This window comes from Cellulomonas sp. McL0606 (assembly GCF_058248365.1).
This window is the reverse complement of sequence record NZ_CM177779.1, coordinates 3,366,546-3,375,999: the sequence shown is the minus strand read 5'-3', so window position 1 is coordinate 3,375,999 and position 9,454 is coordinate 3,366,546. Positions and strand designations below refer to the sequence as shown.

The 9,454-nt window shown below is 67.3% G+C and carries 17 protein-coding genes and 3 pseudogenes; all 20 read left to right on the top strand.

The window, feature by feature from the left end; translation table 11 throughout:
• Positions 1–127 precede the first annotated feature (127 nt).
• The 20 genes and pseudogenes from rpsJ (at position 128) to rpmD (ending at position 9,452) form a co-directional block, all read left to right on the top strand.
• Positions 128–454: a 30S ribosomal protein S10 gene (gene rpsJ, locus AC38ZX_RS17115; RefSeq protein ID WP_491295291.1), complete on the top strand. Its 327-nt coding sequence runs from the start codon at positions 128–130 to the stop codon at positions 452–454.
• 5 nt (positions 455–459) lie between these two features.
• Positions 460–1,120 (top strand): annotated as a pseudogene (rplC, locus tag AC38ZX_RS17110) (50S ribosomal protein L3).
• Positions 1,121–1,122: 2 nt separating this feature from the next.
• Positions 1,123–1,800, top strand: coding sequence for a 50S ribosomal protein L4 (rplD, locus tag AC38ZX_RS17105; RefSeq protein WP_426595990.1), 678 nt, complete (start codon positions 1,123–1,125; stop codon positions 1,798–1,800).
• Positions 1,797–2,099 (top strand): 50S ribosomal protein L23, encoded by a 303-nt coding sequence (gene rplW / locus AC38ZX_RS17100; protein WP_028045066.1) that lies wholly within the window; start codon positions 1,797–1,799, stop codon positions 2,097–2,099. Before rplD ends, rplW begins: the two co-directional genes overlap by 4 nt.
• A 15-nt stretch (positions 2,100–2,114) precedes the next feature.
• Positions 2,115–2,953, top strand: a pseudogene (gene rplB, locus AC38ZX_RS17095) (50S ribosomal protein L2).
• Positions 2,954–2,965: 12 nt separating this feature from the next.
• Positions 2,966–3,247, top strand: coding sequence for a 30S ribosomal protein S19 (rpsS, locus tag AC38ZX_RS17090; protein WP_028050100.1), 282 nt, complete (start codon positions 2,966–2,968; stop codon positions 3,245–3,247).
• A 56-nt stretch (positions 3,248–3,303) separates the two neighbouring features.
• A complete protein-coding gene (rplV, locus tag AC38ZX_RS17085; RefSeq protein WP_426593030.1) occupies positions 3,304–3,675 on the top strand; it encodes a 50S ribosomal protein L22 in 372 nt (123 codons plus the stop codon).
• Positions 3,675–4,508 (top strand): 30S ribosomal protein S3, encoded by an 834-nt coding sequence (gene rpsC, locus AC38ZX_RS17080; protein ID WP_426593029.1) that lies wholly within the window; start codon positions 3,675–3,677, stop codon positions 4,506–4,508. The genes rplV and rpsC overlap by 1 nt, the downstream gene beginning before the upstream one ends.
• A 5-nt stretch (positions 4,509–4,513) precedes the next feature.
• On the top strand, positions 4,514–4,927 hold the full coding sequence (rplP, locus tag AC38ZX_RS17075; protein ID WP_491295290.1) for a 50S ribosomal protein L16: 414 nt from the start codon (positions 4,514–4,516) through the stop codon (positions 4,925–4,927).
• Positions 4,927–5,166: a 50S ribosomal protein L29 gene (rpmC, locus tag AC38ZX_RS17070; protein WP_426593028.1), complete on the top strand. Its 240-nt coding sequence runs from the start codon at positions 4,927–4,929 to the stop codon at positions 5,164–5,166. The genes rplP and rpmC overlap by 1 nt, the downstream gene beginning before the upstream one ends.
• 8 nt (positions 5,167–5,174) lie before the next feature.
• Positions 5,175–5,471, top strand: a complete 297-nt coding sequence (rpsQ, locus tag AC38ZX_RS17065) for a 30S ribosomal protein S17 (RefSeq protein ID WP_426593027.1) — start codon at positions 5,175–5,177, stop codon at positions 5,469–5,471.
• A 173-nt stretch (positions 5,472–5,644) separates the two neighbouring features.
• Positions 5,645–6,013, top strand: a complete 369-nt coding sequence (gene rplN / locus AC38ZX_RS17060) for a 50S ribosomal protein L14 (protein WP_028045058.1) — start codon at positions 5,645–5,647, stop codon at positions 6,011–6,013.
• Positions 6,014–6,015: 2 nt separating this feature from the next.
• Positions 6,016–6,357, top strand: a complete 342-nt coding sequence (gene rplX, locus AC38ZX_RS17055) for a 50S ribosomal protein L24 (RefSeq protein ID WP_028045057.1) — start codon at positions 6,016–6,018, stop codon at positions 6,355–6,357.
• Complete coding sequence (gene rplE, locus AC38ZX_RS17050; RefSeq protein ID WP_426593026.1) at positions 6,357–6,926, top strand: 50S ribosomal protein L5; 570 nt, start codon at positions 6,357–6,359, stop codon at positions 6,924–6,926. Before rplX ends, rplE begins: the two co-directional genes overlap by 1 nt.
• 2 nt (positions 6,927–6,928) lie before the next feature.
• Positions 6,929–7,115: pseudogene (locus tag AC38ZX_RS17045) on the top strand (type Z 30S ribosomal protein S14).
• A gap of 105 nt (positions 7,116–7,220) precedes the next feature.
• Positions 7,221–7,619 carry a 30S ribosomal protein S8 gene (rpsH, locus tag AC38ZX_RS17040; RefSeq protein ID WP_028045054.1) on the top strand — a complete coding sequence of 133 codons (399 nt, stop codon included), beginning with the start codon at positions 7,221–7,223 and terminating at the stop codon, positions 7,617–7,619.
• A 22-nt stretch (positions 7,620–7,641) separates the two neighbouring features.
• On the top strand, positions 7,642–8,181 hold the full coding sequence (gene rplF / locus AC38ZX_RS17035) for a 50S ribosomal protein L6 (protein ID WP_426593025.1): 540 nt from the start codon (positions 7,642–7,644) through the stop codon (positions 8,179–8,181).
• A 2-nt stretch (positions 8,182–8,183) separates the two neighbouring features.
• The gene (gene rplR / locus AC38ZX_RS17030) at positions 8,184–8,555 is read left to right on the top strand and encodes a 50S ribosomal protein L18 (protein WP_426593024.1); all 372 of its coding nucleotides are present in this window, start codon (positions 8,184–8,186) and stop codon (positions 8,553–8,555) included.
• 40 nt (positions 8,556–8,595) lie between these two features.
• Positions 8,596–9,270 (top strand): 30S ribosomal protein S5, encoded by a 675-nt coding sequence (gene rpsE, locus AC38ZX_RS17025; protein ID WP_426593023.1) that lies wholly within the window; start codon positions 8,596–8,598, stop codon positions 9,268–9,270.
• A complete protein-coding gene (rpmD, locus tag AC38ZX_RS17020) occupies positions 9,270–9,452 on the top strand; it encodes a 50S ribosomal protein L30 (RefSeq protein ID WP_028045050.1) in 183 nt (60 codons plus the stop codon). The genes rpsE and rpmD overlap by 1 nt, the downstream gene beginning before the upstream one ends.
• The last annotated feature ends 2 nt before the right edge of the window (positions 9,453–9,454 follow it).

The following is a 9,454-nucleotide window of genomic DNA, read 5'->3' as shown; positions in this document are numbered from 1 at the left end:
CGCCCGACAACAACCACCGATCTCGTGCCGGAAACGGTACGCAGCGCAACGGTGTGTCGCGCCAAGCGACACGCCCGAGTGCGGGGGTCGGACGGAGCCGGTTTCAACAGAGAGAAGTAGACGCGCCATGGCGGGACAGAAGATCCGCATCAGGCTCAAGTCCTACGACCACGAAGTCATCGACAGCTCGGCGCGCAAGATCGTCGACACGGTGACTCGCGCTGGTGCGTCGGTCGTGGGTCCGGTGCCGCTGCCGACGGAGAAGAACGTCTTCTGCGTCATCCGGTCGCCCCACAAGTACAAGGACAGCCGCGAGCACTTCGAGATGCGTACTCACAAGCGGCTCATCGACATCATCGATCCCACGCCCAAGGCCGTCGACTCGCTCATGCGTCTCGACCTGCCCGCGGACGTGAACATCGAGATCAAGCTTCTGACGCTGGGAAGGAACTGATTTCTATGGTTACCCAGCAGAACGAGCGCGCAGTCACGGCCCTCATCGGCACGAAGCTCGGCATGACCCAGGTGTGGGACGACAACGGTCGTCTCGTCCCGGTCACCGTCGTCGCTGTCGGGACGAACGTCGTGACCCAGGTGCGCTCCGCTGACGCTGACGGCTACGCCGCGGTCCAGCTGGCCCACGGCCAGATCGACCCGCGCAAGGTCACCAAGCCGCTGAAGGGCCACTTCGAGAAGGCCGGCGTCACGCCGCGCCGGCACGTGGCCGAGATCCGCACGCCGAACGCCTCCGAGTTCACGCTCGGCCAGGAGCTGCACGGCCGACCTCTTCGAGGCCGGTTCGCTCGTGGACGTCATCGGCACCACCAAGGGCAAGGGCACCGCCGGCGTCATGAAGCGTCACGGCTTCCACGGCGTCGGCGCCTCGCACGGTGCGCACCGCAACCACCGCAAGCCCGGCTCGATCGGTGGCGCTTCGACGCCGTCGCGCGTGTTCAAGGGCATCAAGATGGCCGGTCGCATGGGCGTGGACCGCCAGACCACCCAGAACCTGACCGTGCACGCGGTCGACGTCGAGCGGGGCTTCATCCTCGTCAAGGGTGCCGTTCCCGGCCCCAAGGGTGGCGTCGTGGTCGTGCGTTCCGCTGTGAAGGGGGCGTGACCATGTCTGACACGCTGACCGTCGACGTCGTCGACTTCGAGGGCAACAAGGCCGGCTCGGCCGACCTGCCCGCCGAGGTCTTCGACGTGCAGACCAACATCCCGCTGATCCACCAGGTCGTCGTCGCGCAGCGCGCGGCGGCTCGCCAGGGCACCCACGACACGAAGAGCCGTGGCGAGGTCCGTGGTGGTGGCCGCAAGCCGTACAAGCAGAAGGGCACCGGCCGCGCCCGTCAGGGTTCGACGCGTGCTCCGCAGTTCGCCGGTGGTGGCGTCGTCCACGGCCCCACCCCGCGCGACTATGCGCAGCGCACCCCCAAGAAGATGAAGGCCGCGGCGCTCCGCGGTGCTCTCTCGGACCGCGCCCGCGCCGGCCGCGTGCACGTCGTCTCGGGCTTCGCCCCGGGCACGGCGCCGTCGACGAAGTCCGCGCTCGCCGTGCTCGACAACCTCTCCGGACGCAAGCACGTCCTGGTCGTCGTCGAGCGTCAGGACGAGATCACATGGAAGTCGCTGCGGAACGTCGAGCGGGTGCACCTGCTGGTCGCTGACCAGCTCAACACCTACGACGTCCTGATCTCGGACGACGTCGTGTTCACGCAGGGCGCGCTCGACGCGTTCCTCGCCGGCCCCGTCAAGGGCTCGAACACGTCCTCCGAGGCCAAGGAGGAGACCAAGTGACCGACATCGGCAAGAACCCGCGCGACATCCTGCTCGCGCCGGTCGTCTCCGAGAAGAGCTATGGCCTGCTCGACGAGGGGAAGTACACCTTCCTCGTCGACCCGCGGGCGAACAAGACCGAGATCAAGATTGCCGTCGAGCAGGTCTTCGGCGTCAAGGTCGACTCGGTCAACACCGCGAACCGGCAGGGCAAGTCCCGTCGGACCCGTTTCGGCACCGGCCGCCGCAAGGACACGAAGCGTGCGATCGTCACCCTCCGCGAGGGAACGATCGACATCTTCGGTGGTCCGGTCGGCTGATAAGGACTGAAGCTCATGGGAATCCGTAAGTACAAGCCGACAACGCCGGGCCGTCGTGGCTCGAGCGTGGCCGACTTCGTCGAGATCACGCGATCCACGCCGGAGAAGTCGCTCGTCCGTCCCCTCCACAAGACGGGCGGCCGCAACTCCACGGGTCGCATCACCACGCGCCACCAGGGTGGCGGTCACAAGCGTGCATACCGCGTCATCGACTTCCGTCGTCATGACAAGGACGGCGTGCCGGCCAAGGTCGCTCACATCGAGTACGACCCCAACCGCACCGCCCGCATCGCGCTCCTGCACTACGCGGACGGCGAGAAGCGCTACATCATCGCGCCGAACAAGCTGCAGCAGGGCGACCGCATCGAGAACGGCCCCGGCGCCGACATCAAGCCCGGCAACAACCTGCCGCTGCGCAACATCCCGACCGGTACGGTCATCCACGCGATCGAGCCCGGCCCGGTGGCGGTGCGAAGATCGCGCGCTCGGCTGGTGCGTCCGTGCAGCTCGTCGCCAAGGACGGTCCCTACGCCCAGCTGCGTATGCCGTCCGGTGAGATCCGCAACGTCGACCTGCGCTGCCGCGCCACGGTCGGCGAGGTGGGCAACGCCGAGCAGTCGAACATCAACTGGGGCAAGGCCGGCCGCATGCGCTGGAAGGGCAAGCGCCCGACCGTCCGTGGTGTCGCCATGAACCCGATCGACCACCCGCACGGTGGTGGCGAGGGCAAGACGTCCGGTGGACGTCACCCCGTCAGCCCGTGGGGCCAGGCCGAGGGTCGCACCCGTCACCCGAACAAGCCGAGCGACAAGCTCATCGTGCGCCGTCGGCGTACCGGCAAGAACAAGCGCTGATAGGAGCCTGAGATGCCACGTAGCCTGAAGAAGGGTCCGTTCGTCGACGGTCACCTGCAGAAGAAGGTCGACGTCCAGAACACCGCCGGCACGAAGAACGTCATCAAGACGTGGTCGCGCCGTTCGGTCATCACGCCGGACTTCCTCGGCCACACGTTCGCTGTGCACGACGGACGCAAGCACACCCCGGTGTTCGTGACGGAGGCGATGGTCGGGCACAAGCTCGGCGAGTTCTCCCCGACGCGAACGTTCCGCGGCCACGAGAAGGACGACCGGAAGGGTCGTCGCCGCTGACCCCCGGGTCAGCCAGGCGACGCCCTCACCGGCAGAGACAAGAAGGCAGGACAGCAATGGAAGCCAAGGCGAAGGCGCGGTTCGTCCGCGTCACGCCCCAGAAGGCCCGGCGCGTCGTGGACCTCATCCGTGGCAAGCAGGCCGGCGAGGCCGTGGCGGTGCTGAAGTTCGCACCGCAGGCCGCGGGGGAGACGGTGCTCAAGGTTGTGGAGAGCGCGATCGCGAACGCTCGTGAGGCTGCCAAGCGCAGCAACGAGCGTCTCGACGAGAGCGACCTCTACATCTCTGAGGTGTTCGTCGACGAGGGCCCGACGCTCAAGCGGTTCCGACCGCGTGCGCAGGGCCGTGCCAGTCAGATCCTCAAGCGCACGAGCCACATCACCGTGGTCGTCGCTGAGCGTGAGACCTCGAAGGGAAGGGCCCGATAGTGGGACAGAAAGTCAACCCGCTCGGGTACCGCCTGGGCATCACCACCGACCACCGTTCGCGTTGGTTCGCCGACTCGACCAAGCCCGGTCAGCGCTACCGCGACTACGTGGGCGAGGACGTCAAGATCCGCAAGCTCATGAGCACGGGTCTCGAGCGCGCCGGTATCGCCAAGGTCGAGATCGAGCGCACGCGTGACCGCGTCCGCGTCGACATCCACACCGCCCGCCCGGGCATCGTCATCGGGCGTCGTGGCGCGGAGGCCGACCGCATCCGCGGCGAGCTCGAGAAGCTCACGGGCAAGCAGGTCCAGCTGAACATCCTCGAGGTCAAGAACGCCGAGATCGAGGCTCAGCTGGTCGCCCAGGGCATCGCCGAGCAGCTGGCGAGCCGCGTCTCGTTCCGCCGCGCCATGCGCAAGGGCATCCAGTCGGCCCAGCGCGCCGGTGCCAAGGGCATCCGCGTGCAGGTCTCCGGCCGCCTCGGTGGCGCGGAGATGAGCCGCACGGAGTTCTACCGCGAGGGTCGTGTGCCGCTGCACACGCTGCGCGCGAACATCGACTACGGGTTCTTCGAGGCTCGCACCACCTTCGGCCGCATCGGCGTCAAGGTGTGGGTCTACAAGGGCGACATGACCGAGAAGGAGTTTGCTCGCGAGCAGGCGACCCAGGCCCCGCGCCCGGCTCGTGGCCCGCGGACGGACCGTCCCGGCGGCGACCGCGGTGACCGCGGCCCGCGTGCCGGTGGCGCTCCTCGTCGTGACGCAGCCCCTGAGGCAGTCGAGGCGCCCGTCGCCGAGGCTCCCGCAGCACCTGACAACGGATCGGAGGCCTGACCGCAATGCTCATCCCGCGCAGGCTGAAGCACCGCAAGCAGCACCACCCGGGGCGTTCCGGCGCCGCGACCGGTGGTACCGCGATCTCGTTCGGTGAGTTCGGCATCCAGGCTCTCGAGCCCGCGTATGTCACGAACCGGCAGATCGAGGCTGCACGTATTGCCATGACCCGCCACATCAAGCGTGGAGGGAAGGTCTGGATCAACATCTACCCGGACCGCCCCCTCACCAAGAAGCCCGCCGAGACCCGCATGGGTTCCGGCAAGGGCTCGCCGGAGTGGTGGATCGCCAACGTCAAGCCGGGCCGAGTTCTCTTCGGCGCCGGCGTCCCGGAGCCCCTGGCGCGCGAGGCCATGCGTCGCGCCCAGCACAAGCTCCCGATGAAGACACGTTTCGTGGTTCGCGAGGGTGGTAACTGATGACTATCGGCACCAAGGAGCTGGCTCCCACCGAGCTGGACACCTTCGACGACGACAAGCTGGTCGCCGAGCTGAAGAAGTCCAAGGAGGAGCTGTTCAACCTCCGCTTCCAGTCGGCAACCGGTCAGCTCGAGAGCCACGGGCGTCTGAAGGCCGTTCGTCGCGACATCGCGCGGATCTACACGATCCTGCGTGAGCGCGAGCTCGGCATCCGTACCGCCCCGAGCGCGAGCGAGTGAGGTCGACAATGAGCGACGAGAAGAAGAGCGAGAGCACGACTGCTGTTGCTGAGAAGCGCGGTGACCGCAAGGTCCGCCGCGGCTACGTGGTCAGCGACAAGATGGACAAGACCGTGGTGGTCGAGGTCGAGGACCGGGTCAAGCACCCGCTCTACGGCAAGGTCATCCGTCGGACGAGCAAGGTCAAGGCGCACGACGAGAATGGCACTGCCGGCGTCGGCGACCTCGTGCTCATCATGGAGACGCGGCCGCTGAGCGCCACCAAGCGCTTCCGCCTGGTCGAGGTCCTCGAGAAGGCCAAGTAAGCAGCAGTAGTCCAGCAGCACCCCCAGTTGCCCACGGGCGCCGGGTGACGTCCGGAGGACAGTTCACGTCCGCAGGACCACACCCGGCGCAACGTGTGCATCACGGCAACTATCCGTTCGGCCAGGCTCGGCTCGAATGCAAGCTGAGAACCCGCCAGACGACAGGAGTAGTAATGATTCAGCAGGAGTCGCGGCTTCGCGTCGCCGACAACACCGGTGCCAAGGAGATCTTGTGCATCCGTGTTCTCGGTGGCTCGGGCCGTCGTTACGCAGGCATCGGTGACGTCATCGTCGCCACCGTCAAGGACGCCATCCCCGGCGGCAACGTCAAGAAGGGCGATGTCGTCAAGGCGGTCATCGTGCGCACCCGCAAGGAGCGCCGCCGTCCGGACGGTTCGTACATCAAGTTCGACGAGAACGCCGCAGTGATCCTCAAGGCCGACGGCGAGCCCCGTGGCACGCGCATCTTCGGCCCGGTCGGGCGCGAGCTGCGCGACAAGAAGTTCATGAAGATCATCTCGCTGGCGCCGGAGGTGCTCTGACCATGGCGAAGATCAAGAAGGGCGACCTCGTCGTCGTCATCTCGGGCCGCGACAAGGGACGTCAGGGCCGTGTGCTCGAGGTCCTCGTCGAGTCGCAGCGCCTCGTCGTGGAGGGTGTCCAGCGTGTCACCAAGCACGTCAAGGCCGGCCAGACGCAGCGCGGCACGCGCACCGGGGGCATCGAGACGATCGAGGCGCCCATCCACATCAGCAACGTGATGCTCGTCGACCCGGAGACCAAGAAGGGCACCCGGGTCGGCTACCGCACCGAGCAGGTCGAGCGCGACGGCCGTACCCGCACCGTTCGGGTCCGCGTCGCCAAGCGCTCCGGTAAGGACATCTGATGACCGAGACACTGACGGCTCCGGCGCTCCCGCGCCTGAAGACCAAGTACAACGACGAGATCCGCAACGCGCTCTTCGAGCAGTTCTCCCACGAGAACATCAACCAGGTCGCGCGTCTGGTGAAGGTCGTCGTGAACATGGGTGTCGGCGAGGCCGCCAAGGACTCCAAGCTGATCGAGGGCGCCATCCGCGACCTCACCCAGATCACCGGCCAGAAGCCGCAGGTCACCAAGGCCCGCAAGTCCATCGCGCAGTTCAAGTTGCGTGAGGGCATGCCGATCGGCGCACACGTCACCCTGCGTGGCGACCGTGCGTGGGAGTTCCTGGACCGCCTGCTCTCGACGGCCCTGCCCCGTATCCGCGACTTCCGTGGCCTCTCGCCGCAGCAGTTCGACGGCCACGGCAACTACACCTTCGGCCTCGTGGAGCAGTCCGTGTTCCACGAGATCGACCAGGACAAGATCGACCGGGTCCGCGGGATGGACATCACGGTCGTCACGACCGCTGACACCGACGACGAGGGTCGCGCTTTCCTCAAGCTCCTCGGCTTCCCGTTCAAGGAGATCTGACCATGGCGAAGACTGCCCTCAAGAACAAGGCTGCTGCCAAGCCGAAGTTCGCGGTGCGTGGCTACACGCGCTGCCAGCGTTGCGGCCGGCCCCACTCGGTGTACCGCAAGTTCGGCCTGTGCCGGATCTGCGTGCGCGAGATGGCCCACCGCGGCGAGCTTCCCCGGCGTCACCAAGAGCAGCTGGTAATCAGCAGCTTGTTATCCCAGGCACGTGCAGTTCAGGCAATACGAGCGTCGGTAGGTCCAGCCCAGCGATGGGCGGGATACCCCGGCGAGAGAGGGCGATAGCCCCATGACCATGACCGACCCCATCGCAGACCTGCTCACGCGGCTGCGTAACGCGAACTCGGCTCACCACGACACCGTGCTGATCCCGTTCTCGAAGCTGAAGTCGCACATCGCGGAGATCCTGCAGGCCGAGGGCTACATCTCGGGCTGGACGGTCGAGGATGCCGTCGTCGGCAAGAACCTCATCATCGAGCTGAAGTACGGCCCGAACCGCGAGCGTGCGCTCGCCGGCGTCAAGCGCGTGTCCAAGCCGGGCCTGCGCGTGTACGCCAAGTCGACCAATCTGCCCAAGGTGCTCGGCGGCCTCGGCGTGGCGATCCTGTCCACGTCCTCTGGTCTCCTCACCGACAAGCAGGCCGCCAAGAAGGGCGTGGGTGGGGAAGTCCTCGCCTACGTCTGGTAAGTCCGAGACGGAAAGGCTAGCCATGTCCCGAATCGGCAGAGTCCCCGTCCCGGTCCCCACCGGCGTGGATGTGTCCATCAACGGCGCCGTCGTGACGGTCAAGGGTCCCAAGGGCACCCTGACGCACACGATCGCTGCGCCCATCGAGGTTGCACGCGACGAGGCAGGTGCCCTCGTGGTCACCCGCCCCGACGACGAGCGCGCCTCGCGTTCGCTGCACGGCCTCACCCGCACGCTGCTGTCGAACCTCGTCATCGGTGTGACCGAGGGCTACGTCAAGAAGCTCGAGATCGTCGGCACCGGTTACCGCGTGACGGCGAAGGGCTCGGACCTTGAGTTCGCACTCGGCTTCAGCCACTCGGTCACGGTCAACCCGCCGGAGGGCATCACCTTCGTCGTCGAGGCGCCGACCCGTTTCTCGGTCGAAGGCATCGACAAGCAGCAGGTCGGCGAGGTAGCCGCCAACATCCGCAAGATCCGCAAGCCTGAGCCGTACAAGGGCAAGGGCGTGCGGTACGCGGGCGAGAACGTGCGCCGCAAGGTCGGAAAGGCCGGTAAGTAACCATGGCACTCAAGATCATCGGCAAGGGCAAGCGCAAGGCACGCCAGCGTCGCCACGTCCGCCTTCGCAAGAAGGTCTCCGGCTCGGCCGCCCGTCCCCGTCTCGTCGTGACCCGGTCCGCCCGGCACATCACGGCGCAGGTCGTGGACGACGGCATCGGCCAGACGCTCGTGTCGGCATCGACCCTCGAGGCCGACCTGCGCAGCTCGAACGACGACAAGACGGCCAAGGCCCGCAAGGTCGGCGAGCTCATCGCCGAGCGTGCGAAGGCTGCCGGCCTCGACGCTGTGGTCTTCGACCGCGGCGGCAACAAGTACCACGGCCGCGTCGCAGCGGTGGCGGACGGCGCTCGCGAGGGCGGTCTGAAGCTGTGACGACGACGATGAACTCCGGAACGAAGAAGAGGACAATCTGATGGCTGCTCCTCAGCGCAGCAACACCGGCGCGCCTGCGGGCGGCGCCGGGGCCGGTGGCGGCGGTGACCGTCGCGACGGCGGTCGTGGCCGTGACGGTGGCGGCGGTCGTGGTGGCCGCGAGGCCGCAGAGAAGAGCGCGTTCCTCGAGCGCGTCGTGACGATCAACCGCGTCGCCAAGGTCGTCAAGGGCGGTCGTCGCTTCAGCTTCACCGCGCTCGTCGTGGTCGGCGACGGCGACGGCACGGTCGGTGTCGGCTACGGGAAGGCCAAGGAGGTGCCCGCGGCGATCGCCAAGGGCGTCGAGGAGGCCAAGAAGAACTTCTTCAAGGTTCCTCGCATCCAGGGCACCATCCCGCACCCCATCCAGGGTGAGGCCGCGGCCGGTGTCGTCTTCCTGCGTCCGGCGTCGCCGGGTACCGGTGTGATCGCCGGTGGACCCGTGCGCGCCGTCCTCGAGTGCGCCGGCATCCACGACGTCCTGAGCAAGTCGCTCGGTTCGTCGAACGCCATCAACATCGTGCACGCGACGGTCGCGGCCCTGAAGGGTCTCGAGCGTCCGGAGGCCGTGGCTGCGCGCCGTGGGCTCCCCGTCGAGCACGTCGTCCCGGCTGCCCTCCTGCGCGCCCAGGCTGCCGGCCTGGCCGCTGCGGCGGGTACGAAGGCAGGTGCCTGATGGCTCGACTCAAGGTGACCCAGACGCGGTCGGGCATCGGTGGCAAGCAGAACCAGCGCGACACCCTGCGCACCCTCGGCCTCAAGCGGATCGGCGACGTCGTCGTCAAGGAGGACCGTCCTGAGATCCGCGGCATGGTCAAGACGGTGACGCACCTTGTCGCGGTCGAAGAGGTGGAGTGACC

Coding starts and splice junctions, on each gene's coding strand:
- rpsJ (WP_491295291.1), top strand. CDS start 128: ATGGCGGGACAGAAGATCCGCATCAGGCTCAAGTCCTACGACCACGAA.
- rplD (WP_426595990.1), top strand. CDS start 1,123: ATGTCTGACACGCTGACCGTCGACGTCGTCGACTTCGAGGGCAACAAG.
- rpsS (WP_028050100.1), top strand. CDS start 2,966: ATGCCACGTAGCCTGAAGAAGGGTCCGTTCGTCGACGGTCACCTGCAG.
- rplV (WP_426593030.1), top strand. CDS start 3,304: ATGGAAGCCAAGGCGAAGGCGCGGTTCGTCCGCGTCACGCCCCAGAAG.
- rplP (WP_491295290.1), top strand. CDS start 4,514: ATGCTCATCCCGCGCAGGCTGAAGCACCGCAAGCAGCACCACCCGGGG.
- rpmC (WP_426593028.1), top strand. CDS start 4,927: ATGACTATCGGCACCAAGGAGCTGGCTCCCACCGAGCTGGACACCTTC.
- rpsQ (WP_426593027.1), top strand. CDS start 5,175: ATGAGCGACGAGAAGAAGAGCGAGAGCACGACTGCTGTTGCTGAGAAG.
- rplN (WP_028045058.1), top strand. CDS start 5,645: ATGATTCAGCAGGAGTCGCGGCTTCGCGTCGCCGACAACACCGGTGCC.
- rplX (WP_028045057.1), top strand. CDS start 6,016: ATGGCGAAGATCAAGAAGGGCGACCTCGTCGTCGTCATCTCGGGCCGC.
- rplE (WP_426593026.1), top strand. CDS start 6,357: ATGACCGAGACACTGACGGCTCCGGCGCTCCCGCGCCTGAAGACCAAG.
- rpsH (WP_028045054.1), top strand. CDS start 7,221: ATGACCATGACCGACCCCATCGCAGACCTGCTCACGCGGCTGCGTAAC.
- rplF (WP_426593025.1), top strand. CDS start 7,642: ATGTCCCGAATCGGCAGAGTCCCCGTCCCGGTCCCCACCGGCGTGGAT.
- rplR (WP_426593024.1), top strand. CDS start 8,184: ATGGCACTCAAGATCATCGGCAAGGGCAAGCGCAAGGCACGCCAGCGT.
- rpsE (WP_426593023.1), top strand. CDS start 8,596: ATGGCTGCTCCTCAGCGCAGCAACACCGGCGCGCCTGCGGGCGGCGCC.
- rpmD (WP_028045050.1), top strand. CDS start 9,270: ATGGCTCGACTCAAGGTGACCCAGACGCGGTCGGGCATCGGTGGCAAG.